The sequence below is a fragment of the Flavonifractor sp. An52 genome, assembly GCF_002159385.1.
Classification (GTDB): Bacteria; Bacillota; Clostridia; order Oscillospirales; family Oscillospiraceae; genus Flavonifractor; species Flavonifractor avicola.
Genome location: NZ_NFIB01000023.1, coordinates 13,910 through 39,337 on the forward strand (window position 1 = coordinate 13,910; position 25,428 = coordinate 39,337).

Annotated in this window: 25 protein-coding genes, 1 tRNA gene and 1 pseudogene; 15 read left to right on the forward strand and 12 right to left on the reverse strand. The window is 57.4% G+C overall.

What is annotated here, in order from left to right; genetic code table 11:
- The first annotated feature begins 215 nt into the window (after positions 1 to 215).
- Positions 216 to 662, forward strand: coding sequence for a hypothetical protein (locus tag B5G06_RS09710; RefSeq protein WP_204220797.1), 447 nt, complete (start codon positions 216 to 218; stop codon positions 660 to 662).
- Positions 655 to 1,407 (forward strand): 4Fe-4S binding protein, encoded by a 753-nt coding sequence (locus tag B5G06_RS09715; protein ID WP_087188882.1) that lies wholly within the window; start codon positions 655 to 657, stop codon positions 1,405 to 1,407. Before B5G06_RS09710 ends, B5G06_RS09715 begins: the two co-directional genes overlap by 8 nt.
- 38 nt (positions 1,408 to 1,445) lie before the next feature.
- Here B5G06_RS09715 and vanT read toward each other — a convergent pair whose 3' ends face one another.
- The 11 genes from vanT to B5G06_RS09770 form a co-directional block, all read right to left on the reverse strand.
- Positions 1,446 to 2,579: a serine racemase VanT catalytic subunit gene (gene vanT / locus B5G06_RS09720; RefSeq protein WP_087188883.1), complete on the reverse strand. Its 1,134-nt coding sequence runs from the start codon at positions 2,577 to 2,579 to the stop codon at positions 1,446 to 1,448.
- Positions 2,576 to 3,043: a serine acetyltransferase gene (locus B5G06_RS09725; protein ID WP_087188884.1), complete on the reverse strand. Its 468-nt coding sequence runs from the start codon at positions 3,041 to 3,043 to the stop codon at positions 2,576 to 2,578. The genes vanT and B5G06_RS09725 overlap by 4 nt, the downstream gene beginning before the upstream one ends.
- 4 nt (positions 3,044 to 3,047) lie before the next feature.
- On the reverse strand, positions 3,048 to 3,797 hold the full coding sequence (locus tag B5G06_RS09730; protein ID WP_242955439.1) for a D-alanyl-D-alanine carboxypeptidase family protein: 750 nt from the start codon (positions 3,795 to 3,797) through the stop codon (positions 3,048 to 3,050).
- Entirely contained in the window at positions 3,794 to 4,831 is a 1,038-nt protein-coding gene (gene vanG / locus B5G06_RS09735; protein WP_087188885.1) for a D-alanine--D-serine ligase VanG, read from the reverse strand. The genes B5G06_RS09730 and vanG overlap by 4 nt, the downstream gene beginning before the upstream one ends.
- 137 nt (positions 4,832 to 4,968) lie before the next feature.
- Positions 4,969 to 6,381 (reverse strand): DUF4340 domain-containing protein, encoded by a 1,413-nt coding sequence (locus B5G06_RS09740; protein WP_087188886.1) that lies wholly within the window; start codon positions 6,379 to 6,381, stop codon positions 4,969 to 4,971.
- Complete coding sequence (locus B5G06_RS09745) at positions 6,368 to 7,825, reverse strand: GldG family protein (RefSeq protein WP_087188887.1); 1,458 nt, start codon at positions 7,823 to 7,825, stop codon at positions 6,368 to 6,370. Before B5G06_RS09745 ends, B5G06_RS09740 begins: the two co-directional genes overlap by 14 nt.
- Positions 7,825 to 8,688, reverse strand: coding sequence for an ABC transporter permease (locus B5G06_RS09750; protein ID WP_087188888.1), 864 nt, complete (start codon positions 8,686 to 8,688; stop codon positions 7,825 to 7,827). The genes B5G06_RS09745 and B5G06_RS09750 overlap by 1 nt, the downstream gene beginning before the upstream one ends.
- A complete protein-coding gene (locus B5G06_RS09755) occupies positions 8,685 to 9,668 on the reverse strand; it encodes an ABC transporter ATP-binding protein (RefSeq protein ID WP_087188889.1) in 984 nt (327 codons plus the stop codon). Before B5G06_RS09755 ends, B5G06_RS09750 begins: the two co-directional genes overlap by 4 nt.
- 130 nt (positions 9,669 to 9,798) lie before the next feature.
- The gene (locus B5G06_RS09760; RefSeq protein ID WP_087188890.1) at positions 9,799 to 11,007 is read right to left on the reverse strand and encodes a sensor histidine kinase; all 1,209 of its coding nucleotides are present in this window, start codon (positions 11,005 to 11,007) and stop codon (positions 9,799 to 9,801) included.
- Complete coding sequence (locus B5G06_RS09765) at positions 11,000 to 11,677, reverse strand: response regulator transcription factor (protein ID WP_087188891.1); 678 nt, start codon at positions 11,675 to 11,677, stop codon at positions 11,000 to 11,002. Before B5G06_RS09765 ends, B5G06_RS09760 begins: the two co-directional genes overlap by 8 nt.
- A 102-nt stretch (positions 11,678 to 11,779) precedes the next feature.
- Positions 11,780 to 12,907: an aldo/keto reductase gene (locus B5G06_RS09770; RefSeq protein WP_087188892.1), complete on the reverse strand. Its 1,128-nt coding sequence runs from the start codon at positions 12,905 to 12,907 to the stop codon at positions 11,780 to 11,782.
- 158 nt (positions 12,908 to 13,065) lie between these two features.
- Here B5G06_RS09770 and B5G06_RS09775 point away from each other — a divergent pair, with 158 nt between their 5' ends.
- The 12 genes and pseudogenes from B5G06_RS09775 (at position 13,066) to B5G06_RS09835 (ending at position 22,919) form a co-directional block, all read left to right on the forward strand.
- The gene (locus tag B5G06_RS09775) at positions 13,066 to 13,464 is read left to right on the forward strand and encodes a MerR family transcriptional regulator (protein ID WP_087188893.1); all 399 of its coding nucleotides are present in this window, start codon (positions 13,066 to 13,068) and stop codon (positions 13,462 to 13,464) included.
- A gap of 445 nt (positions 13,465 to 13,909) precedes the next feature.
- Complete coding sequence (gene trpS / locus B5G06_RS09785) at positions 13,910 to 15,004, forward strand: tryptophan--tRNA ligase (protein ID WP_087188894.1); 1,095 nt, start codon at positions 13,910 to 13,912, stop codon at positions 15,002 to 15,004.
- Positions 15,005 to 15,328: 324 nt separating this feature from the next.
- Positions 15,329 to 15,538 carry a helix-turn-helix domain-containing protein gene (locus tag B5G06_RS09790; protein ID WP_087188895.1) on the forward strand — a complete coding sequence of 70 codons (210 nt, stop codon included), beginning with the start codon at positions 15,329 to 15,331 and terminating at the stop codon, positions 15,536 to 15,538.
- A gap of 157 nt (positions 15,539 to 15,695) precedes the next feature.
- A complete protein-coding gene (locus B5G06_RS09795) occupies positions 15,696 to 15,905 on the forward strand; it encodes a hypothetical protein (RefSeq protein WP_087188896.1) in 210 nt (69 codons plus the stop codon).
- On the forward strand, positions 15,905 to 16,891 hold the full coding sequence (locus B5G06_RS09800) for a radical SAM protein (protein WP_087188897.1): 987 nt from the start codon (positions 15,905 to 15,907) through the stop codon (positions 16,889 to 16,891). Before B5G06_RS09795 ends, B5G06_RS09800 begins: the two co-directional genes overlap by 1 nt.
- Complete coding sequence (locus B5G06_RS09805; RefSeq protein ID WP_087188898.1) at positions 16,875 to 18,416, forward strand: hypothetical protein; 1,542 nt, start codon at positions 16,875 to 16,877, stop codon at positions 18,414 to 18,416. Before B5G06_RS09800 ends, B5G06_RS09805 begins: the two co-directional genes overlap by 17 nt.
- Positions 18,417 to 18,449: 33 nt before the next feature.
- On the forward strand, positions 18,450 to 19,085 hold the full coding sequence (locus tag B5G06_RS09810) for a uracil-DNA glycosylase (protein ID WP_087188899.1): 636 nt from the start codon (positions 18,450 to 18,452) through the stop codon (positions 19,083 to 19,085).
- An 83-nt stretch (positions 19,086 to 19,168) separates the two neighbouring features.
- Positions 19,169 to 19,405: a hypothetical protein gene (locus tag B5G06_RS14390; protein ID WP_242955441.1), complete on the forward strand. Its 237-nt coding sequence runs from the start codon at positions 19,169 to 19,171 to the stop codon at positions 19,403 to 19,405.
- A pseudogene (locus B5G06_RS09820) lies at positions 19,402 to 20,268 on the forward strand (DNA topoisomerase); the annotation flags it as partial. The gene B5G06_RS14390 and the pseudogene B5G06_RS09820, both read left to right, overlap by 4 nt.
- A gap of 257 nt (positions 20,269 to 20,525) precedes the next feature.
- Positions 20,526 to 20,759 (forward strand): helix-turn-helix domain-containing protein, encoded by a 234-nt coding sequence (locus B5G06_RS09825; protein ID WP_050617427.1) that lies wholly within the window; start codon positions 20,526 to 20,528, stop codon positions 20,757 to 20,759.
- A gap of 528 nt (positions 20,760 to 21,287) precedes the next feature.
- Positions 21,288 to 21,494, forward strand: coding sequence for a helix-turn-helix domain-containing protein (locus B5G06_RS09830; RefSeq protein ID WP_065533846.1), 207 nt, complete (start codon positions 21,288 to 21,290; stop codon positions 21,492 to 21,494).
- Positions 21,495 to 21,515: 21 nt separating this feature from the next.
- The gene (locus tag B5G06_RS09835; RefSeq protein ID WP_087188900.1) at positions 21,516 to 22,919 is read left to right on the forward strand and encodes a site-specific integrase; all 1,404 of its coding nucleotides are present in this window, start codon (positions 21,516 to 21,518) and stop codon (positions 22,917 to 22,919) included.
- 186 nt (positions 22,920 to 23,105) lie between these two features.
- Here B5G06_RS09835 and B5G06_RS09840 read toward each other — a convergent pair.
- Positions 23,106 to 23,182 (reverse strand) — tRNA-Arg (locus tag B5G06_RS09840).
- A 416-nt stretch (positions 23,183 to 23,598) separates the two neighbouring features.
- Between B5G06_RS09840 and typA the strand changes: the two genes are divergently transcribed.
- Positions 23,599 to 25,425: a translational GTPase TypA gene (gene typA / locus B5G06_RS09845; protein WP_087188901.1), complete on the forward strand. Its 1,827-nt coding sequence runs from the start codon at positions 23,599 to 23,601 to the stop codon at positions 25,423 to 25,425.
- Positions 25,426 to 25,428 lie beyond the last annotated feature (3 nt).

The window sequence follows — 25,428 nt, forward strand, 5'->3', positions numbered from 1 at the left end:
TGCATACCGCCAGGCCTCATCGGCCGTGGTGTTGACAGTATGGCTTTAAACTACTCCCTTTTCAACTGCGGCCATCATAGCACAGTTTGACCGGCAAGTCAATCTCATTTTGATAGAATTCCCGAATTATTCCATCCTATACCTCCCGGCGTTGACGGCGCATGGCCCATCCGTTATAATTTGTACAGAAGGCACACCGGAAAGGAGCGTCCTCCATGAAAGGAACCGTCGTAAAATTCCTTCTGAAAACCGCCTGGGTTCTGGAACTGATCATTGCCCTGTTTATTCTGGTGGTCACCGTGGTACAGATGGTGCTGACGGGAAAGGACTCCCTGGACTATCTGGCCCTGGGGCAATTCAGCCTGGACGAGTTTTTGGCCAATACCATGAACATCGTGGTATGCCTGGAGTTTGTGAAGATGCTCATTCTCCACACCCCCCGGGCGGTCACCGATGTGCTGCTCTTTGCCATCGCCCGTCAGCTGGTGGTAAGCCACTCCAGTTCCATGGATACCCTGCTGGGGGTGGCGGCAGTGGCCCTGATCTTCATTATCAAGAAGTTCCTGCTCAGCCGGGAGGACTCGGTGCTGCCCAAGGATATGCTGGCTAAATTCTCCCAGGAGTTTATTGCAAAAAAAGAGGAGGAGTCCCATCATGAATGACCTTCATTGGATTTCTGCCGTGTTCAGCCCCACCGGCGGCACCACCGCCATCGCCAAGGCCATTACCGGAGGCCAGGGCCATGTGGTGGATCTGGCCGTCCCCGCGCCGTCCACGCCGGTGGCGGGCAACACCGTGCTGCTGGCCGCCGTGCCGGTGTTCGGCGGGCGTATTCCCGCCGTGGCCCTGGAGCGGCTGGCCGCCCTCAGCGGCAGCGGCCCCGCGGTGGCCGTGGCGGTGTACGGCAACCGGGACTATGAGGACGCCCTGCTGGAGCTGTCCGACGCCCTGAAGGCGGGCGGCTTTCAGGTGATCGGAGCGGCAGCCTTTGTGGCCCAGCACTCCATCGCCCCCACCATTGCCCAGGGCCGTCCGGATCAGGCCGATCTGGAAGCCGCCGCCAGCTTCGGCCGGGCGGTGCTGGACAAGCTGGCCGGACCCGATCCCCTTGCCCCGGTAACTGTGCCGGGAAACACCCCCTACAAGGACTGGAAGGGGGTCCCCTTCCACCCCGCCGCCGGGGAGAGCTGCATCTCCTGCGGCCTGTGCGCCTCCCGCTGTCCGGTGGGCGCCATTCCGGCGGGCAGCCCCAAGGAGACCGACCCGGAGCGGTGCATCACCTGTATGCACTGCGTCTCCCTCTGCCCCCGTGGGGCCCGGACCATCCCCGCCCCTGCCCTCCAGGCCACCACCGCCATGCTGACGGAAAAGGCAGGCGTCCCCCGTCAGCCGGAGTTCTTCCTGTAACTGCAAAAATACCCTCTGCCCAGGGCAGAGGGTATTTTTTATGGACAATATCGGATGGGCAGGCGGCTGCCCAGCCGGGAGAGCAGCTCGTTGGTGATGGTGCCGCACCGGGCGGCCACCTCCTCCGCCCGGATCTCCGCCCCGCCGTCCCGGCCGATGAGGGTAACCACGTCGCCGGGAGCGGTCTGGGGTACGCCGGTCACGTCCACCAGCAGCTGGTCCATGCACATCCGCCCCGCCATGGGGCAGCGCACCCCCCGGACCAGCACTTCCCCGCCCGCCTGAGCCAGCATCCGGGGCAGGCCGTCGGCGTAGCCCACGGTGACCACCGCCAGCTTGGTATCCCCCCTGGCCCGGAAGGCCAGGCCGTACCCGGCCCCCTCCCCGGCGGGCACGGTACGCAGGGCGGCCACCCTGGTCCGCAGGGACAGGGCGGGACGCAGAACGTCGGAATTTGGCCGGTCCTCCTCCCTGCTGTACACGCCGTACAGGGCGATGCCCGCCCGGGCCCAGGCGCAGGGCTGGTGCGGCAAATTCAGGATACCGTAGCTGGCCTGGATGTGGACTGCCCCCGGGTCCAGCCCGGCGGCGGCCATCCGGGCCACAGCCCCGTAAAACCGGTCCAGCTGGGCCTGGGTGAAGGCCAGGTCCTCCGGCCTGGCGCTGTCCGACACGCACAGGTGGGAAAAGGTGCCGGTGAACTTGAGGTTGGGCAGGGCCCGGGTGCGGGCAATGGCCCCATGGTCCTCCGCCGGGATGCCCAGCCGGTGCATCCCGGTGTCCAGGGCCAGGTGGACCTCCAGGGGCGCCCCCGCCGCCGACAGGGCTCTGCCGTGGGCCTCGTCAGCCACACACTGGGTCAGCCCCCACCGGGCCAGTTCCTCTGCCTCCTCCGGCGGTGTGTAGCCCAGTACCAGGATCAGGCCCCCTACTCCCTGCCGCCGCAGGCTGATCCCCTCCGACAGGCAGGCCACCGCGAAGGCCTTTACCCCCTGCTCCTCCAGGTATCGGGCCACCGGCCCGGCCCCGTGGCCGTAGGCGTCCGCCTTGACCACCGCCATCAGCCGGCAGCCGGGGCCCATCCGCCCCTGGAGCCAGGCGGCGTTGTGGACCACAGCCTCCAGGTCCACCTCCCGCCAGGCCCGGGCGGTGCGCGCTTCCTCGTACTTCATACCCTCTGCTTCCTGTCCAAGATCCGGGGCGGCGGGGCCACCACGGTGCTGCCGTCGGGGATATCCCGACAGACCACCGCCCCCGCACCGACGCGGACACCCCGCCCCACCCGGATGTCTCCCACCAGCACCGCCCCGGCGCCGATGAGGCAGTCCGGGCCGATCGTCGGAGCCTTTCCGTCCACCTCGCCGATGGTCACATTCTGATAGATTTTGCACCTTGCCCCCACCACCGCGTAGCGGGAGATAAAGACCCCGTGGAGGCCGTGGGGGAGGACCGGTTGGGACGCAAACTCCGCCCCCGGCCCCACATAGCCCCCGTGGCGGTGGGCGCTGCGGCACATCAGGTAGGTACACAGGCTCCGCACCAGCCGGCGCTTTGTGTTCCGCCGCAGCCGGTACAGCCGCCAGAACCAGCCCAGGCCGTCCCCTCTGGACCGGTCGATCAGCCTGTCCTTTCCCATGTCCTCACCCCCCTGTGCTCCGCCAGGAGGCAGCCACCACGCCCCCGCAGTTGTCGCCGGAGCACAGCAGCCCCTGCTGGCCCGCCAGCCGGAAGGGCTCTCCCACCCCGCCGGGGAGGTAGGTAAGCGCGCACTCCCACTCCGCCGTGGAAAAACGGAAGGGGGCCCCACCGGCGGGATGGCTCCGCAGCTCCTCCAGATACTCCTCCAGGGTAAGGTCCAGCCGGGCCATGATCTCCCCGTGGATGGGGCCCACATAGCGGAAGTGCCAGGGCTCATGGGCGATGCCTGTGACGTTTTCCCGCCCGGCGGGATAGCGCAGCACAAAGCCGTACCGGGGGGCCGCCAGCCGGAAGGCCCGGCACACTCCCTGGTCGGGAAAGTAGGGGCGGATGAAGTCCACGTTCTCTTGCCGCCGGCCCAGGTCGATGGCCAGACCAGTCTGGTGCTCACTGCAACCGGGCATGGCCACATAGCTTTGGGTAAAAGCCAGCCCCTCTTTGGCCAGGGTGTCGTCCCAGATGGCCTGCTGCTCCGCCCGGCTGCGCCAGCCGGACACGGGGAGGATACCCGACGTCCCCCCTATCGCCCGGAGGCAGGCCCTCAGGGCCGCCGCCGCCCGGCGCTCCAGCAGTACCCCGCCCTCCAGTTCCGCCAGCTCCGGATTGGCCAGAGTTCTCAAAGGATGGGCGGCGTTGACCAAAATCAGCGGTCCGGTGGCGGTCAGGTCCCGGACCGTCCCCTCCCCCCTCACGGCTCCAGCCCCAGGGCAATGAGGCGGCTCACCAGGGCGGAAAAGTCCAGGCCGATCCCCTTCATCATATTGGGGTAGCGGCTGTGGGCGGTAAAGCCGGGGATGGTGTTGACCTCGTTGAAGTAGATCTCCCCCTCCGGGGTGAGGAACAGGTCCACCCGGGCAAACACCCGGCAGTCCAGCGCCCGATAGATGGTTTTGGCCGCCGCCTGGATGGCCGCCGCCTGCTCCGGCCTGATGCGGGCGGGACAGTGGATGACGGAGGTCTTAAGGGTGTACTTCTCCTCGTAGTCGAAGAAGCCCTGGGACAGCTGGATCTCATCCACCAGCCCCACCGTAAGCTCCTCGTTGCCCAGCACGGCGCACCCCACCTCAAAGCCGGGCACCGCCTCCTCCAGCAGGGCCTCCCGGTCGTGCTTCAGGGCCTCCTTTACCGCCCCCACCAGGGCCTCCGGCCCGGTCACCCGGGTGATGCCAAAGGAGGAACCGGCCCGCACCGGCTTGACGAACAGGGGATAGCCCAGGTCCCGGGCCGCTCCCTGGAGGTCGTCCTCCCGCCAGCTCCGGTCCACCACCGTCCCCCGGGGGACCTTCACCCCCGCCAGGGCGGCCAGCTTGTGGGCCCGGTCCTTGTCCATGCACAGGGCGCTGGACAGGGTGCCGCAGCCGATCACCGGCACACCCGCCAGCTCCAGCAGGCCCTGGAGGGTGCCGTCCTCCCCGTTTTTCCCGTGGAGCACCGGGAAGGCCCCGTCAAAATGAAGCCGCGTTCCGGTACCGTCCAGCAGCAGAAGCGCTCCCCGGCCCCGGTCCAGGGAGAGGGTGCAGGGGGTACAGTTTTCCTGCTGCCAGGTGTCGGCCTCCATCCGGTCCAGAGGGCCGGTGTAGTACAGCCACTGTCCCGACCGGGTGATGCCCACCAGCAGGGGCGTATAGGCCTCCCGGTCCATATGGCTCACCACGGCATAGGCCGATTGGAGCGAGACGGCATACTCCGTGGAGCAGCCGCCGAAAAGTACCAGAATGGTTTTCATTGCAGATTCCTCCCAACAGGCAAAAAACGCCTTGCTTTGATACCGATATGGTACCAAAGCAAGGCGTTTGATGTTTTTGCTTTTTCTTTCCCGCACCCTACAAGTTTCCGAACATTTCTTTCAGTTTTCTTACAGGGTCAGCTTTCTCCCAGCACCACGGCATACACTGCCTCCTGCAGGTCCACCACCTGGCTTCTGGTCACCAGGGCGGTGGGCTGGCCGTCCACCACGGCCAGACAGTAAGTGCCGTCATAGCGGTAGAACTGGATGCTTACGGTGGGCTCCCCCTCCAGAGACAGGCGGAGGGTAAAGGAGATCTCCTCCTGTCCGGTGGGCTCCTCCCCGGTAAAGCGGTCGGCGGTCAGGGCCTGGAGGGCATCGGGCAGGTCGCTGTTCTCCAGTTCCTGCTCCCCGTAGGACCAGGTCCGCTCCTCCCCCTCGCCGCTGGCGGTGAGGGTATAGGAGGTGCCGTCCAGGGTCACGTCCACCCGGGACACATTCTCCAGGTCGGCGGGCAGGATCTCCTTGTGCCGCAGGGTGTCGTAGGAGGCGTCCATCAGGGCCCGGTATTCCTGGGTGGTGATCTTGTAGATGATGGGGGAATCATCCACCCGGGCGTAGGCGGTGACCTCCTCTTCCTCGCCGGTCTCCGTTTCGGCGTCGGCCTGGGTGTCGTCCCACCGCTCCGCCGGGGCACGGCTCACCGCCAGAGACACGGTGTGGGCGGTCTCATTGCCGTCCTCATCCTGGGTGGTGTAGTCCAGCGTAATGGTGCGCTCCGGGTCGTCCAGGCCGTAGGTGGCCAGGTCGTCCTCCCCGGCGTTGTAGGTCATATACTCGGTCAGATCCAGAGAACTCAGGGTATACAGGAAGTCCTCCACCAGGCCGGTATCCAGGGGCTGGGCCTCTCCGTCCACCGTGACGAAGTAGTGGTCCTCCTCCCGGTAGCTGGCGCCCTCCTCCTGCCAGGTGATCTGGAGGGAATCCTCACCCTGGATGCTAAGTTGGTCCGCCGTATCCACATAGGGCAGGCTGTCGTTGGCGATCAGGTCGGACAGCTCCACGTCGAAGGCGTCCAGGGGGTCCTCCTGCACCAGATAGACGTTGCCGTCCCCGATGGACACATACCGCTGGGAATCCATGGTACTGAAGTCGCCCAGCTGGATCTCATAGCTGGCGTCCTCGGTGGTGAGCTGGATGGTGCACACCGGGTCGTCCAGGCCGTACTGGCCGTAGTCCTCCACCTCCTCGATGATGAAGGACACGCCGAAGGACTGGAAGCCCTCCAGCAGGGCGCTGATGGCGTCCTCATTCACCGGGAAGGTCTCGTCCTCGTCGTAGTACCACACCTCGTCCTTGTGGAAGGCCAGGCTCTGGTCCTCATAGGTCCAGGACAGGGCGGTCACCGAGTCCTCCGGAATTTCCAGAATGATTTGGTCACTGGTTTTGATCTGCTCCTTGTGCTCCTGGTAGAGGCTGACGCAGAAGGTGGCCACGCACACCACTGCCAGGACACCCAGCAGCAAAAGAAGCTTTTTAGACCGGCTCATGCTGCATCCTCCTTCTCTTGATCACCACGCCGATGCCAATGGCCAGATAGATCAGGGGGAACACGCCGATCATGGTCACCTTCAGCAGGGAGGCGGTGGACTCGTTGATGGTCAGGTAGTTGTAATTCAGGGACTTGCTGCGGATGGACATGGCCTCCCGCTCGCCGATGAGCTGGGAGAGGGCGTTCATGGTCAGGTTCACGTTAGCCCCGGAGGAGTAGGCGTTGTACCCATCGTCCAGGAAGAGAGAGGAGGAGAACCACACCATCTCGCCGCCGTCGTCCAGCTCCACCGATACCGCTACGGCAAAGGGTCCGTCCATGTCCCCCTCCTCCTTGTCATAGGTGGTCATCTCATAGCCGGACACCTTGCTGAAGGCGCTGTCTGAGGTGGTGAGCAGTTCGGTGACCGTGGCGCCCGAGGCGCTGCCGCTGACGGTCAGGCCGGTAGCCACCGGCACGATGGGATAGTAGTTCTCGTCGATGAGGGGCTGGGTGATGTCGCTCTCCGTCATATTGGGCATGAGGGCCAGGGGGATCTGGAAGGCGTAGTGGTCCCGGTCGGCCTCCACCACAATGCCCTCGGCGGCGGTGACACCGTAGTCCTCCAGCAGGCTGTACAGGTTATCCAGGCTGCTGTCCTCCACCGGGCCCGCCATCACCAGCAGCTTGCCGCCGCCGGCCATATAGTCCCGGAGCATATCCACTTCCTCCTGGGACAGGTCGCTGGAGGGGCTGTAGATCATCAGGCAGTCGGCGTCCTCCGGGATGGTATCCACCGTCAGCAGGGAGAGGGTCTGGGTCTCAATGTTGTCCTTCTCCAGCTGCTCCTGGAAGGTCTGGGGCAGCTCCGCCTCTCCGTGGCCCTCCAGCAGGTAGAGCTGGGGCAGCTCGTCGCTGACCACATAGTCGATGGCGGAGGTGATGGCGCCCTCGCCGTCGAAGGAGGCGCTGGTGTAGCCGTAGGAGTAGAGATCGGTCTCATAGAGATAGATGTCGCTGTAGGAAATATAGCAGCTCTTGTCCCCGCACTCCACGATCAGGCTGTTGTTGGCCACCGTCTCGTCAGTGTACTGCTGGGTGAAAGTGGGGTAGACATCGGGGTTCTTCTTCACCACCGAAATGTGGTCGGACAGGCTGTCGTATTTGTCCAGCAGGTTCTCCACAATGGGGTCCTCCTCGTCAGCCTGGACGATCCAGTAGATGGTCACGTCCTCCTCCAGGGCGTTGACCACCGACTTGGTGTTGCTGGTGATGGAGTACAGCTGAGACGAGCTGATGTCAAACCGGGTCAGGCTGGTGGGCAGAATGGACACCAGCACGTTGACCACCACCAGCAGGGCCAGCACGATGGCGGAGATGGCCAGGGCGTAGGAGCCGCCCTGGAAGGCGATTCGGTTGCGCCCCTTCCCGCCGTTTGGATTCAAATGCACCGGCAGTTTCATCAGTTATACCTCCTCTTCTCCAGGGACTGTACCGACAGGAACAGGAAGAAGGCGATCACTGTCAGGTAATATACGATGGCGCTCACATCGAAGATCCCGTTGACAAAGGTGGTAAAGCGCTCAAACAGGGACAGCTGGTTCATGATATTGGGCAGCAGGCCCTCAAAGGCCTGGCTGTTGATCACGAACAGGGCCACCGTCACCGCCGACAGGGCGAAGGCGATCCAGTAGGCCAGGCTGCCGTTGCGGGTTACATAGCGGATGAGCAGGCCCAGCAGCACATAGATCACCAGCAGGGCGATCACCGAGCCCAGAGCGGTGGCGGAGGCGTACTCCGACAGGCTGACGCTGTAGTAGTTGAGCAAAATCACCGCGATGCCCACACCGGCGGCCAGGCCCTGGTTGTCGGTGAGGGAGGACAGGAAGGTGCCCACGGCGATGAGGGCGGCGCCCAGCACAAAGAAGGCAAAGATGGAGCCGTAAGCGGTGGGCAGGTAGACCTCGCCAAACTGGGCAAAAATCAGGGGATAGATGGAGATGATGGCCAGCGGGATGAGATAGAGCACCAGCAGGGCCAGATACTTGCCCAAAATCACCTGGACGGTGGTGATGGGCAGGGAGTAGAGCAGCTGGTCGGTCTTTTGCTTCTTCTCCTCGGCGATGACCCGCATGGTGAGGATGGGCACGATGACCACGAACACCAGGCTGCCGAAGCTGAGGACGTACTCAAAGTTGCTGATGGCGGCCTGGATGTTGTAGTACATGGCGCCGATGCCTACAAAGGCCAGCAGGAAGGCGCCGAACACATAGGCGGTAAGGGAATGGAAATAGTTGTGCAGCTCATGCTTGAAAATGGCGCTCATACGGTCTCCTCCTTCCCTTCTTCTTCTTCCGTGGGCCCTTCGGCGGGCTGCTCGGTGAGCTCCAGGAAGATATCCTCCAGATCGGTTTTCTTCAGGGCCAGCTCCAGCAGGGGCACCTGCTGCCCGGCAAAGGCAAAGAACAGCTGCCGGGACAGGTCGTAAATGTCCTCCAGGTCGGTTTTCAGGCGGACGGTGGTGCGCTCCTCCCCGTCGGGAACCGTCTCCAGGCTGGTGATGTGGGAAATCTCTCCCAGGATGGACCGGACGATCTCCTCCGTCCCCTCAGCGGTGAGGGTGATCTCACTGGGGGCCAGCAGCTGCTTCTCCAGGCGCTCCGGCGTGTCGAAGGCGATGAGCTTTCCCTTGTTGATGATGAGGATCTTGTCGCAGATGGCCTGGACCTCCGACAGGATGTGGGAGCTGAGGATGACGGTGTGGTGCTGTCCCAGCTGGCGGATCAGCTCCCGGATCTCAATGATCTGGATGGGGTCCAGACCTACGGTGGGTTCGTCCAGGATAATGACCCGGGGGTCCCCCAGCAGGGCCTGGGCGATGCCCACCCGCTGCCGGTAGCCCTTGGACAGGGCGGAGATGGGCCGGCGGCGCACCTCCCTGATCCTGGTCTGCTCCATGACCCCGGCGATCTGGGCCTCCAGCTCCTGTCCCTTCAGGCCCTTGGCCTGGCCCACAAAGCGCAGGTACTCCTCCGGCGTCTCGCTGAGGTAGAGGGGCGGCTGCTCGGGCAGGTAGCCGATGCGCTTTTTGGCCTCCTTGGGCGTTTCAAACACATCGTAGCCGTCCACCCTGACGTGGCCGCCGGTGGCCGACAGGCAGCCGGTCATGATGTTCATGGTGGTGGATTTTCCCGCCCCGTTGGGCCCCAGAAAGCCGTATACATGGCCCTCGTCGATCTCAAAGGACAGATCATCCACCGCCAGGAAATCCCCATAACATTTGGTCAGATGTTCCACGGTTATCATATTGGACCTCCTTGCCGCGCACGGCCACCGCCGGCGCTGGTATCGGAGCCATTATAGCCGCCCATGCTGAAACGGTGCTGAAAGGACCCCAAATCCGACAAAAAGGGAGCGGCCCGCAGGCCGCTCCCTTTCAAACACAGGGCAGTTCCACAAAAAAGGAGTTGATCCCCTCCCGGCTCTCCGCCCAGATTTTCCCCCGGTGCCGGGCCACAATGCTCCGGGCGATGGACAGCCCCAGCCCGAAGCTGCCCGTCCGGCTGCGGGCCGGGTCGGCCCGGTAGAACCGCTCAAACAGCCGCTCCAGGGTGTCCGGCGGGATGGGCTCCCCCTGGTCGGCCACCGTCAGCAGACAGCGGCCCCTGCCCCGCCGCTCCAGGCGCACCCATACCCTGCCGCCGGGTTTGGCATACTTCCGGGCGTTGTCCAGCAGGGCCTCCACCACCCGGCCCAGCTGAGGAGAGTCCCCCGAGACGGTGATCTGTTCCTCCACCTGGCTGTCCAGGGTGAGGCCCGCCTCAAAGAAGATAGGCTCGAAGGGCAGCAGGGTGTCCTCCACCAGTCCGCTCAGCTCCACCGGCTGGAACACCCCCTTCGTCTCCCCGTGGTCCCCCCGGGCCAGCTCCAGCATCTGCTCGATGAGCTCCTTCATCTGCCGGGACATGGTGAGGATACTGGACAAAAACCGCCGCTGGTCGGCTCCGCCGGTCTCCCCGTCCTGAAGCATCTGGGCGTTGGTCATGATCACGGTCAGGGGCGTCTTGAGCTCGTGGGAGGCGTCGGCCACAAACTGCCGCTGCCCCTTCCAGGCCCGCTCCACCGGACGCACCGCCCACTTGGACAGCAGAATGCTGCCCCACAGAAAGCCGAAAAAGCTGACGCACCCAATGATCACGCAGGTTTTGAACAGCCCGTCCAGGGTGGCCCGCTCGCTGGAGATGTCGGAAAAGACCACGCACTGGTTGGCGGGGGTGTTCAGGCGGTAGTAGCGCAGGTTATACTCCTCCAGCACCCCCAGGGACTTGGGGGAAGCGCTGGTCTGGGCAATGAGCTGGTCCAGCAGGGCCTGGTCGGACAGGTCGTAGTACCCGCCGCCGGTGGCCACCACCTGCCCTCCCAGCCCCAGCTGCAGCTTGAAGAAGGGCAGCTGCACGTCCTCACCGGGCTGGCCGGGCACCCCCAGCCCCACAGGCTGCAGGGCGATGTTCTCCAGCATCCGCATACTCTCCCGCTCCAGGTTGGCGCTGGTGAAGTAGAACACCAGCCCCAGGATCACCACCAGCATGATGGAGACAATGCTCATGTTGATGAGCACAAACTTGAGCCGCAGCCGCTTAATCATCGCCGTCCACCTCCAGGTGGTAGCCCATCCTGCGGATGGTCTCAATGCATACGTTGGAGCCGATGCTGGCCAGCTTTTTCCGCAAAAAGCCGATGTACACCTCCACATGGTTTTCCACCGCGTCGGAGTCATAGCCCCAGGCCTTGGCCAGGATGGCCTCCTTGGAGCAGTTGCGCCCCCCCGCCTGGAACAAGAAACGCATCACTTCAAATTCCTTGGCGGACAGGCGCACCCGCTTGCTGCCGCATTGCAGCAGGGCGGAGGACAGATCCAGGGTGGTATTGCCCAGCTCCATCTGGTCCACCTGGGGACCCTGTCGGCGGAGCAGGGCGTGGATGCAGGCCAGCAGTTCCCGCACATCAAAGGGCTTGGTCAGATAGTAGTCCGCCCCGGCGTTGAGCCCCTCGATCCGGTCCTCCAGGCCGCTTTTAGCGGTGAGCATCAGGATGGGCACGCCCAGCCGCCGGGCCCGTACCCGCCGGGCCACCTCGTAGCCGTCCAGGCCGGGCATCATCACGTCCAGGATGAGCAGATCGTACACTCCCAGCTCGGCGTACTGCATCCCGGTCTCCCCGTCAAAGGCCATCTCCACCTCAAACCCCTGGTTTTCCAGCAGAGCGCCGATGGATTCCGCCAGCAGATGTTCGTCTTCCACGATCAGGATCTTCACGGTCGTCACCTCATTTTCTACTTTATCATACCGTGGCAACCTGAAACCAGCCTGAAAAACGACTGCTCTCCCGGGAAAATACCGGCCCCTTCCCTGCCCGGCTCAGAGCTTGGCGCTGAAGTCCGCCATAGCCTGGGCAATCTTCAGCTGCTGGGGACACACCGCCTCGCAGCCATGGCAGCCCACACAGGCGCTGGGCTGTTTCTCCTTAGGCAGCGCAGACAGGGCCATGGGGGCGATAAAGCCGCCGCCGGTGAAGCGGTGCTCGTTGTACAGGGCCAGCAGATGGGGGATGTCCAGCCCCTGAGGGCAGTGGCTGACGCAGTAATGGCAGGCGGTACAGGCCAGGGCCTCCGGGGCTGTCATACGCCGACCCACCTCCAGCACCGTCTCCCATTCCTTGTCGCTGAGGGGGGCCTCAGTGGCAAAGGTAGCCAGGTTGTCCCTGGTCTGGGCCAGATCGGACATACCGGAGAGAACCACCACCACGCCGGGGATAGTCTGGAGGAAGCGGAAGGCCCAGGCCGGTACCCCCTCCTCCGGCCGAAGTTCCTTCAGCGGAGCCGCCTCCTCCGGGGTGAGCCGGGCCAGCCGCCCGCCCCGCAGGGGCTCCATCACCCACACAGGGATGTGGTACTGTCCCAGCAACTCCACCTTCTCCTTCCCCTCCTGGAATTGCCAGTCCACATAGTTCAGCTGGAGCTGACAGAACTCCATGTGCGGCCCATAGGCCTCCAGAAAGCGCTTGAGCACCGGCATGGCTCCGTGGCAGGAGAAGCCCAGGTGCTTGATGCGCCCGTTTTTCTTCTGCTCCAGCAGGTAGTCCAGAATGCCGTACTTGGGGTCCAGATATGCGTTGATATTCATCTCGCATACGTTGTGGAAGAGATAAAAGTCAAAGTATTCCACCTGGCACTTTTTCAGCTGAGCCTCAAAGATCTCCGCCACCTTGTCCATATTGGACAGGTCGTAGCCGGGGAATTTGTCCGCCAGATAGAAATTCTCCCGGGGATAGGCCGCCAGGGCCTTGCCGATGGCCAGTTCCGAGTTGCCTCCGTGATAGCCCCAGGCGGTGTCGTAGTAGTTGACGCCGCTGTCCATGGCGCAGGCCACCATCTCCTCCACCGCCGCCTGATTCACCTGGTCGTCTTTTCCGTCCACCACCGGCAGGCGCATACAGCCCATACCCAGCCCGGACAGCTTAATTCCCTGAAAGTCCCGATAAACCATCTTGATTCCTCCTGTTGGATGTTTGTCTTTACGCTACCACCTGGAGTGCACTCCATGTCAAGCGCTTCTTGCCCTTTTTCCATAAAGTTTTAAAATCTCTTGACTTGGAGTCCACTCCAGGTGCTACAATACCGGCAACAGAACAGGAGGCGATCTCTTTGACCATTGCGGAAGCCAGCCGGCAGTACGGCCTGAGCGCGGACACCCTGCGCTACTATGAGCGGATCGGCCTGATCCCCCCGGTGCCCCGGAACAAGAGCGGCATCCGGGACTACGATCAGGAATCCTGCCAGTGGATCGAACTGATGAAGTGTATGCGCTCCGCCGGGGTCCAGATCGAGGCGCTGGTGGAATATGTGGAGCTGTTCCGCCAGGGGGACGCCACCCTGGAAGCCCGCAAGGCCCTGCTGATGGAGCAGCGGGATCTGCTGCTGGCCCGGATGGAGGAGATCCAGCAGTCTCTGGACCGGCTCAACTATAAGATCCAGCTCTATGAGGATGGGAAGATGACCCGGGAGGCAATGGGCCGTCAGAAAGAGGAGTCCCAGAACCCGTAAACGCTGCGCTGCTTTTTATTTTATCTTTTCAGGCTATTGACAATAGCCCGGCTTAGGGATATGATCCTATGCATACAATTGAATACGGAATCCTGAAACCGTTGAGGCGGAGATAACGGCAATGATGCCTTTACAGAGAGTCCGGGCTGCTGAGAACCGGGCAAGAAACAAGTTGTCAAATGGACCGCTGAGGGCGCAGTCAAATGTAAGTGAAATTACTTACAGAGTATTCTGCGACGTGTGGGTATACGTCAGTTACCAGGGATATGTTGGTATCCTGTAAAGCGCATAAGGGTTATCCTTATGAATCAAGGTGGCACCACGGATAAGATATTTTATTCGCCCTTGACAGAACCATAGGTCTGTCAAGGGCGCTTTTGTTTGAAACACGCCCCTGGCGGAACCCCATGAACTCCAAAACAATGTAGAAAGAGGCGTATTTCAAATGAGCAAAATTATTCTGACTGGCGACCGGCCCACCGGCAGACTGCACCTGGGGCACTATGTGGGCTCCCTGAGGCGGCGGGTGGCTCTGCAAAATTCAGGGGAATATGAGAAAGTCCTCATCATGATCGCCGACGCCCAGGCCCTGACCGACAATTTTGACAACCCGGAAAAGGTCCGTCAGAACATCATCGAGGTGGCGCTGGACTATCTGTCGGTGGGCCTGGACCCCAGCCGCTCCACCCTGTTTATCCAGTCCCAGATTCCCCAACTCACCGAGCTGACCTTCTACTACCTGAATCTGGTCAGCGTGGCCCGGCTCTACCGCAACCCCACGGTTAAGGCGGAAATCCAGCAGCGGAATTTTGAGGCCAGCATCCCCACCGGCTTTCTGTGCTACCCGGTGAGCCAGGCGGCGGATATCACCGCCTTCAAGGCCACCACCGTTCCCGTGGGTGAGGATCAGCTGCCCATGCTGGAGCAGACCAGGGAGATCGTGCGTAAGTTCAATTCCATCTACCAGGAGACCCTGGTGGAACCGGAGGTGCTGCTGCCTGAAAACAGCGCCTGTATGCGGCTGCCGGGAACGGACGGCAAAGCAAAAATGAGCAAATCCCTGGGCAACTGCATCTTTTTGGCGGATTCGCCTGAGGAGGTGCGGGAGAAGATCATGGCCATGTACACCGACCCCCTCCATCTGAAGGTTTCAGACCCCGGACACATTGAGGGCAACGCGGTGTTCACCTATCTGGACGCCTTCTGCCAGGACAAACATTTCGGGGAATATCTGCCGGAGTACGCCAACCTGGACGAGTTGAAGGAGCACTATCAGAGAGGCGGCCTGGGAGACGTGAAGATCAAGAAGTTTTTAAACAGCATCATCCAGGAGGAGCTGGCCCCCATTCGGGCCAGAAGGAAGGAATACGAGAAGGATATTGGGGCGGTTTATGACATTCTCAAAGCGGGCAGCGCCGAGGCCCGGGCTATCGCCCAGGTCACCCTGAACGAGGTCAAGGCCGCCATGAAGATCAACTACTTTGATGACCCGGGGCTCATCGAAGCCCATAAGGAAAAATATAAAAACGGAACGTTCTGAGCTGAGAGGGCAAAGAAAAACCGCAGCAGGCCCGGCATGGGGTCTGCTGCGGTTTTTGGCACGCCTGAGGGGATTCGAACCTCCGACCTACCGCTTAGGAGTACGGCGTACCATTTCGTAAATTGTTCATATCATATCTTCCCGTGTTGTTTCTTTGCAAATTGTGCTGCCTGGAGGCAGGTCAATTTGCACAAAATCCCCTGAAATATGCTGCCTTACAACGCCTTTTCAAATGTCGTATTAGCAAGGTATTAGCAGGAACCCCTTGTGACAGAGGGCTTCCAGGGGCCATTTCAAAATGCTATTAGCAGGGAGGATCATTTTATGAGCACCAACGAAAAAGGGACGCCCCAAAGCAGAACATACACCGTGAATGACATCGCAGCCATTCTCGGTATCGGCCGCGCCTCGGCCTATAAACTCGCCAACTCCGGATTGTTCAAGACGATCCGCATCGGCAACATGATCCGCATCTCCAGGAAGTCCTTTGAGGATTGGCTGAAGATGGAGGGGTTGGACAACGAAATCGAATAAGCAATTAGAGTACCACAGGCAAATGCCTTGTGGTACTTTTTTATAACTCAAATTATAATTATAAAAGTAATTACTTTTATAATTTAAAAACAATATTGAAAAGTAATTACTTTTGGAGTATAATATAAACATATTGCAGATAAGAGGTGATGTTGCCATGCTTTTTGAATACCTGAAAACATATAAAGCTCAGATTTTCAATAGGGGGCAATCAGCAAAGGTGTTCAAAGAAGCACATGACAAAAATGCAGCAATCTGCGTTATCAAAAATAGTGAACCGTATGTTGCTATACTTCCACATAAACTATACCTTGAAATGCTAGAGAAAATGAAACTGGTCGATGGCAGCTCAAAGGAGGGCAAGTGATGATAAAAGATGTTTCTATCGAGATTACTCAGAAGTGTGTAAACCACTGTATCCATTGCTCTTCTTGTTCAACTGAGGAATGCACGATGATGCTGCAACTGGATACACTGCGCCGTGTTATTCAGGGTTTACACCGGCTGAAAGTCGAAAGGGTATGTCTTTCCGGTGGGGAGCCTTTTTTACACCCTGATATTGTTGAGATTGTTAAGCAAATATCTGATTCTAATATTATCGTTGATATATATTCCTGTGGAATTGTAAAAGATGCAGGAGAAGCTAAACCACTATCTCTTGCGTTACTATCAGAGATGAAAAAAGTTGGATTACGATCTTTGCTTTTTAATCTTCAATCGGCAAACGAGAACACTTATGATTTGATTACACAGAGCAAAGGCCATTTTCCCCTGCTACGTGAAAGTATCTCCAATGCAATCAAATGCGGAATTCGAACGGAAATTCATTTTGTTCCCATGAGACAAAATGTGGAAGACGCCTTAGATGTGATCCGATTTGCTGAGCAGATGGGAATAGAACAAGTTAACTTTTTGAAGTTAGTACCTCATGGTCGCGCCCTCGAAAATGCTCCAAGCATTATGATAGATGATATTGATTTGAGCAATTTGTGTTCTCGTTTAGTAGATTTAAAAGCGGAAGGAAAAGCTATACGACTTGGGTTGCCATTATCAATTGGAGGAAACACACCACCTTGTCATGCTGTAAAAGAAAAATTGTATATTAAATTTGATGGCTCAGTTTTTGGGTGTGAAGCATTTAAGTACATTAAATTTTTTGATGAGCATGGAAATTTTATTTTGCCTGATAACATATTAGAAAAAGATATTGAGGATATATACACAAACTCAGAGTACTTGAGACAAAGTGTTATGCTTGTAGAAAGTTATGAGAATTGCAAAGTTGATTGCGAAAACTGTCCGGTACAGAAATACTTAAAGAGTGGGAGGATAGGAAATGAGTTACAAAATTAATGATAAAACATTGATTAATGAGATGTGCAGTGATATTCGCAAAACTGTACAAGCACAATACAAAGTTCTAGAGGATACGCTCAAGGAGAGAGGTCAACAGTTACCTGACGACTTTGCACATCCCCTGGATGATGAAATTGTTGGAAAGGATGGAATATTAGCAAAACTTTTATCTGACAGAGATACTGCTATTTCATATTCAAAAGCAGGAAAATTAGATGATTTGTGGCGTTTGCTGTTAAATAAATCGATTGTATGTTTGCGCTATTATGACACTAGAGAACCTTTTCAAAGTAATCCAAACAAAGCAATTGTGGCATATGGAATTGATAAGTTAAACGAATATCATCAGCGTTATACAGAGTTTGAAGGCCTAATGTATGGCTCAAGTGCTTATTATAGAGACCATGTTTTTCATGCAATTAGAGTCTGGATGCTAGGTATATTTTGTTTGCTTAAAAAAATGAATGAAGATCAACCATTTATTGAGAAGCTAACCCTTGATGGGGGCGCTGAACCGCCAAGCAAGATTGGTTTCTTTGAATATATCAGTATGTGGACAATAATTGCTCTTTGCCACGACTTGGGCTATCCGCTTGAAAAAGCTGAACAAATTCTTGATAAAACTCGAAAAATGATGAGAGAGTTTGTGCCGAGTCCCAACATTTGGAATAATTTTGGCTATAGCGGTACACAAGATAATATCAATGAATATGTTTTAAAATTTATTAGTACAAAAATGAAAAAGACTACAGCTTCGGAAAAGTTAGATGGAGCTGACGAGAGTGAAAATGAATTTTGGGGACGAATTCAACCCAAATACTACTTAAAATATGCAAAATCTTTAGAAGGTTTTCAGCATGGCATCATCAGCACTATAATCATTTACAAAATGCTTTTATACTTCCTTGAGTCTGATTTTAATTTAAATGACGATTATATATATAAAAATGAAGATGCTAGACAGTTCTATATTAGACGTGAAATTCTTCGTGCAATTGCTGCTCATACTTGCCCCGACGCATATAATATACACATTACAACTTTCCCAAGCTTACTTTTTTTGTGTGACGAATTTCAAGAATGGGGAAGAAAAACATGGAATGAGTTATATACAGGGTTAAAAGAAGACTCCATATCACTTGAGATCGAGAAGTTTTGTTGTGAAGAAGTGAACATACAAGAAACTATTAATCTTGACAGTGTTGAGGAAGCAGAAATTGTAGTGCAAAATATTTCTCGTGTTTTTGAGCGGCAGTATTCTTTATATAAAACCACATTTAGAGATGGCCAATATACCGCAAAAAGAGATTTTACCTTAGCTAAGACAATGATATTTTCGCTTAAGGATGACGGAGCGGAAAAAAGAGAAATAATTATTCGTTTTGGGTTGCCCAAATCGGAAGCAAGTTATTTTGAAGTTGATCTTTCTAATATTGGAGATGAGAAAGAAACTTATAAAGAAAGTATCAGTAAAAAGATTTTAAAGAAGATGTACTCTAAAGATTTGCAATTTAAAATGTAATATGACAGGTACTCTGAGAAAAGGAGAGTTTGTTTGCAGACAATAGAAAAACTCGTTGATTCTTTATCTTCTATTCCCGACAAAGACCGTCTTATTACTAACCCTTACCGTATCGATATATGTAAAAATAATTTGTTGCACTATTTACAACATTTAAAGGGCAGCAAAGTCGATATTATGCTGATTGGCGAAGCTCCAGGTTACCGCGGATGTGCGTTAACTGGTATTCCATTTACTGACGAGATTCAATTGAAGTATCCCGAAAATAACTATGCACTAGGAGATTGGAAACGATCCAGTAAAATCGGCAATACAGCAGAGCGGTCTGCTTCTATAATTTGGCCGGCAATACGGGAATATCATATTATTCCACTAATGTGGAATGTGTTTCCTTTTCATCCGTATAAGGAGGGGAAAAGAGCATCTAATCGGACTCCGACACAAAGCGAACTTGAAGAAGGGCTCAAATACATAGATGCACTAAAAACAATCTTTCAAATTAATGATTCTCAGGTATTTGCAGTGGGGAAAAAGGCTAAATTACTACTAGGATTAACAGATGATAATCACTGTATACGGCATCCTGCAAATGACTATAAGAAAGAATTCAGACCACAATTTGATTTAAAAATAGGACAACTCTATTTACATAACCAATTTGTCCGTTAGTAATTACCCTTTCTGAAATTTTACCCCATAAGAGATATATTTCATGAAAAACGCTGTAGGAACTATACCTATGGCGTTTTTTCATGCCCGAAACTGTCCCGAAAGGAGTCAAAAATTTCATGCTTTTTCTTCTACAATCAGCGAGAAAGCCGCCACCCATAGGCTTTCCTCTCCGGGGTGTCCAGGCAGCGTACATCAAGTTCATCAAGCCCAAGCAAGGCGCAAAGGTCAGCGCCGACCCGGACGATTATGAGTTCGAGGACGAGGAATACGAAAACGAGGATGTTCCTGAACAGGAAGAACAGGAGGACCAGAATTGAGCAAATTGGTGATCTGTGAAAAACCGAGTGTAGCAAAGAGTATCGCATCGGTCCTGGGTGTCACATCCAGGGCCGATGGCTATTTTGAAGGAAATGGGTATCTCATTTCCTGGTGCATCGGGCATTTGGTGGGGCTGGCGGACGCGGCTGCCTACGATGACCGCTATAAGAAGTGGCGGTATGAGGACCTTCCCATCCTGCCCGACCCCTTCCGCTATGTGGTGTCCGAGGAAAAGGCTGACCAGTTCCACATTCTCCGTTCCCTGATGGAACGCCCTGATGTGACGGAACTGGTCAACGCCTGCGACGCGGGGCGTGAGGGCGAGCTGATCTTCCGGCTGGTCTATGAGGCTGCCGGATGTTCCAAGCCTTTCTCCCGTCTCTGGATTTCTTCGATGGAGGATGCGGCGATCCGGGAGGGCTTTGCCGACCTGCGCCCCGGCGCGGACTATGACCCGCTGTATCAATCGGCGCTTTGCCGCCAAAAGGCGGACTGGCTTATCGGCATTAACGCGAGCCGTCTATTCTCCGTCCTCTATCACCGCACCTTGAATGTGGGGCGGGTGCAGACGCCCACCCTGGCGATGCTGGCCGACCGGGACAGCAAGATCGTCCTGTTCCGCAAGGAGAAATATCATCATGTGCGGCTGGCGCTGGCGGGAGCCGAGGCGGTCAGTGACCGCATTGTTTCCCCGGAGGACGCCCAGGCCATCCGGGACGCCTGTGACGGGCAGCGGGCCGTGTGTGTATCCGTGGCGCGGGATAAAAAGACGGAAAAGCCGCCCAAGCTGTACGACCTGACCACCTTGCAGCGGGAGGCAAACCGGGTGTTCGGCTACACGGCCAAGCAAACCCTGGACTACCCCAGCGACAGCATCGTGTTCTCGTCGCACGGCTACGATCTACATATCGACAATGAGCTTGTAGCCGAGGCGTTCTCCGTTTTGCCACAGATGGAGCAGAGCATTTTGATTTTGCACTGCACCCTGGACCTGGCAGACGGTAAGATCGGCAATCTCGTTGGGATGTCCCGGAGCGCCGTTCAGCGGCACCGGACGAGGGCGCTGCAGGAGCTGCGCAAAGCATTGTCGGCGCTGATGCCGAAAGGAGGCTGAGGTAGATGACAGAGCCCATCCACAAGGGAAAGGACCTGCCGCCCGTTTGGGTGATCCATGCGGCCTCCGGCGGTGATAGCGAGGCCATGGAGCAAGTGCTGCGATACTACGACGACTATATGAGCCGCCTGTGTACCCGTACACTCTATGACAAGGACGGAACCCCTCATGTGTGCGTGGATACCCACATGAAGCGCTGTCTGGAAATCCGACTGATCCGGGCCGTGATGCGCGCCTGATCCTTTCAGCCCTGGCAGAAGGCAAGCGGCTTACCCTTTCCTCCTTTGCCGATGCCGGGGACTGACCCCACCTTGACAAAGAAAGCCTTTGGGCAGCATAAGGCAGACGGATACGATCTGTCTGTGTGGAGCCGGTCGGCCGGTGCGCCATGACCCTGTTGCAAGTCCGCAGGACGGGACCCCTACCAAACAGGCGAGCGACAAAACCAGGCCGCAAAACAGGTGTGGCAGCCTGTGGGCAAGGATGCACAGACAGGATAATGAGACTCCCGCGTTGAACGCCCTCAAAGCATTGCGCGGCGCACCCATCAGTATGGGCCGGGGTGAGATTCCCGTGGAGCTGCGGCCAGCAGCCATCCGTTTTTTGCCTCTTTTATTTTCAGATAAATCTTCTGCTTTTCTGTTTACGGATAGTTCGTAAACTTTTCATTAGCAGCAGACAAACCCGAAACGGCGCGGTACAATGAGGGTGGAAGTTATGAATGAACACCCTTTTGCGTGCCGTTTCTGACAGGAAAGGAGGCTGCTGTGTCAGAGATTCAGAACGGTACGGAGAAAAGGCCTTTGGAGTGCCGCACCTACACGGTCAATGACATTGCCGTGATTTTAGGTGTCAGCCAAGCGCGGGCATATAGCCTTGTGCGGGAGGACCTTTTCAAAAGCGTACGAATTGGCAACGCCATACGGATTTCCAAGCGGTCGTTCGACCACTGGCTGGAGTCACTTGACCTGTGACACAAGAAAGGAAGGTTCGTTATGGCATCCATTATCAAAAGAAAGAAAAACTATTCCATCGTCTACACCTATGTGGACGAGAACGGCGAGACCAAGCAGAAGTGGGAGACGCGCTCCAGCTATCAGGATGCGTTGAAGCGCAAGGCGGAGGTGGAGAATCAGAAAACCACCCGGTCTTTTCTCCCGCCCAGCAATCAAAGTATCTCGGAGTTCCTGCTGGACTTCGTCTCCCTCTACGGCGAAAAGCGGTGGGGCGTCTCCATGTATGACAGCCAAAACTCGCTGATCGCCAACTACATCAACCCCATCATCGGGGACATGAAAGTACAGGACATCACGCCCCGTGTGGTGGACAAGTACATCCAGACCTTGCAGAAAACCCCTGCGGTGAACACCAAGAATCACCATGCTAAAACGGAGTTCGTGACCAACGCCACCATTGACAAGATCATCAAGCTCCTCCGCTGCGCCTTCAAGCAGGCGGTCCGGTGGGAGCTGGTCCCCAAGAACCCCTTCGACAATGTGATCCTGCCCAAGGTGGAACATAAAAAGCGTGACATCTGGACCGCCGATATGATCCGCACCGCCCTGGATCAGTGTACGGACGGGAAACTCTATGTGGCAATGAATCTGGCCTTTGCCTGTTCCATGCGCATGGGCGAGATCATGGGGCTGACCTGGAGCAATGTCCACATCTCCGACGAAGACATCGCCGCTGACAATGCCTATGTCTACATCGACAAGGAGCTGGCGCGGGCCTCCAAGCGGGCCATTGCGATGCTGGGGCATAGGGATGTCTACTATGTGTTCCCGCCCTTGTTTGCCAACACCAGCACCCGGATCATCCTGAAGAAGCCCAAGACCGATTCCAGCATCCGCAAGGTGTGGCTGCCCAAGACTCTGGCCTACATTCTGCTGGAATGGAAGAAGTCCCAGGACGAGCTGAAAGAGATGCTCCGGGACGAGTATCAGGACTACGACCTGGTGGTGGCGCTGCCCAACGGGCGACCCTGTGAGGACCGGGTGCTCCTGAAGGAGTTTGAAAAGCTGCGGGAGAAGGCGGGGCTGCCCAAAGTGGTCTTTCACTCTCTCCGCCATTCCAGTACCACCTATAAGCTGAAGCTCAACCACGGCGACCTGAAGGCCACCCAGGGCGACACGGGCCACGCCCAGATCGACATGATCACCAGCGTGTATGCGCACATTCTGGACGAGGCCCGCAAGATCAACGCCCAGAAGTTCGAGAGCGCCTTCTATGCCAATCCCGACCTGCGGACGGTGCGCCCTCCGGCAAAAACCCAGGGGCCGAAGGAGCCGGAGAGTGTGTCGCTGGACCTGAATGCCCTGGTGGAACAGCTCCGCAAGTCGCCGGAACTTGCCAACACCCTGGCCGCATTGCTGGCGGCGGCCCCATCCGAAAAATAGGTCGGAAAAATCGTTTTAGCAAAGCGTCGATTTTCATTAGCAAAATCGGAAAAAGAGTTCGAAGCCAATTAGCAGGGATACAGCGAGAAATGTATAAAATTGTTCCGGCGGAGCGGCAAGACCGTCCAAAGGAAATGATAACAAAAACCGCTGTAAACCATCGAAAACGGCTTACAGCGGTCATTTTGGCACCCCCGGCGAGACTCGAACTCACTACATTCCGCTTAGGAGGCGGACCCTCTATCCCGGTGAGGTACGGGGGCATATACAGAAAATATTCAATTTTGCAGGGCTCTGGGGTTCGAACGGATCGATTGTTAGGAGGCGAACGCTCTATCCTGCTGAGCTACAGAGACTTATATGAAATTGAATTGGTAACTATCACTTTTGGCTTCGAGTTGATTGGTTGAGCACAACCTTAGGAGGCGGTCGCTCTATCCTGCTGAGCTACAGGCGCATCTGAATTTGTCAGCGGAACAAAAATCCGCCTATGCCGCATTATTGTAACCCAATTTCCGGGCGGTGTCAACGCTGAGGGCGGGAAAGATGCGGGTTTTTGTTGGTTTTTTTGCGGAAAGCTGTTGCATGGCCCGTAAGGTATGCAGTATAATTAAGAGTCGAGCTAATTATGATCTTATGCGGCGGAGGATGGACGCCCCACCGCTGAAGGAGAAGGAATATGCAGAACGAGAAATTACGCAACGTAGCCATCATCGCCCACGTCGACCATGGCAAGACCACCCTGGTGGACGAAATGCTCAAGCAGGGCGGCATCTACCGTGAGAACCAGGCCACGGTGGAGCGCGTCATGGACTCCAACGACCTGGAGCGTGAGCGCGGCATCACCATTCTGGCCAAGAACACCGCTGTCCACTACAAGGACGTGAAGATTAACATCGTGGACACCCCGGGCCACGCCGACTTCGGCGGCGAGGTGGAGCGTATCCTGAAGATGGTCAACGGCGTCATCCTGCTGGTGGACGCCGCCGAGGGCCCCATGCCCCAGACCCGCTTCGTGCTGTCCAAGGCCCTGGAGCTGGGCCACAAGGTCATCGTGGTGGTCAACAAGATCGACCGCCCCGACCAGCGCATCCACGAGGTCATGGACGAGGTGCTGGAGCTGCTGCTGGACCTGAACGCCACCGACGAGCAGTTTGAGTCCCCCACCCTGTTCTGCTCCGGCCGTCAGGGTACCGCCTCCTACTCCCCCGACCAGCCCGGCACCGACCTGGTGCCCCTGTTCGAGACCATCGTCAACTATATCCCCGCCCCCGAGGCCGATGTGGAGGCTCCCTTCCAGATGCTGGTGTCCTCCATCGACTACAACGAGTTCGTGGGCCGGATTGCCATCGGCCGCATTGAGCGTGGCACCGTGAAGCAGAACCAGGAGATCGTGGTGTGCAACTACCACGACCCCGACGCCGTTCCCAAGAAGGCCAAGGCCACCGCTCTGTATCAGTTTGACGGTCTGGGCAAGGTGCCCGTCACCGAGGCCGACGCCGGCAACATCATCGCCATGAGCGGCATCGGCGAGATCACCATCGGCGACACCATCTGCGCCCCCGACGCAGTGGAGCCCATCGAGTTCGTCAAGATCTCCGCCCCCACCATCGAGATGACCTTCTCCGTCAACGACTCCCCCTTCGCCGGCAAGGAGGGCAAGTTCGTCACCTCCCGCCAGCTGCGTGAGCGTCTGTTCCGGGAGACCATGAAGGACGTGTCCCTGCGGGTCACCGAGACCGACTCCACCGACGCCTTCAACGTGGCCGGCCGCGGCGAGATGAGCCTGTCCATCCTCATCGAGACCATGCGCCGTGAGGGTTACGAGTTCCAGGTGTCTCCCCCCCGTGTGCTCTTCCAGGAGATCGACGGCAAGAAGTGCGAGCCCATCGAGCGCCTGGTGGTGGACGTGCCCTCCGACAGCGTGGGCGCCGTCATCGAGAAGATCGGCTCCCGCAAGGGTGACCTGCTGGAGATGACCCCCGTGGGCGAGCGTATGAAGATCGAGTTCCTGGTGCCCTCCCGCGGCCTGTTCGGCTACCGCAACGAGTTCCTCACCGACACCAAGGGCGAGGGCATCATGGCCTCCGTCTTTGAGTGCTACGCCCCCATGAAGGGCGAGATCCAGCGCCGCAACTCCGGCTCCCTGGTGTCCTTCGAGACCGGCGAGAGCGTGACCTACGGCCTGTTCAACGCCCAGGAGCGCGGCGTGCTCTTCATCGGCGCCGGCGTGCCCGTCTATGCCGGCATGGTGGTGGGCGAGACCCCCAAGCAGGAGGACATCAGCGTCAACGTCTGCAAGAAGAAGCAGCTGACCAATATGCGTGCCTCCGGCTCTGACGATGCCCTGCGCCTCACTCCCCCCCGCCAGATGTCTCTGGAGCAGTGCCTGGAGTTCCTGGCCGACGACGAGCTGCTGGAGGTCACCCCCCAGTCCCTGCGTCTGCGCAAGCGCCTGCTGGACCATGCGGCCCGGATGCGCGAGGCCTCCAAGAAAAAGGCCTGATCA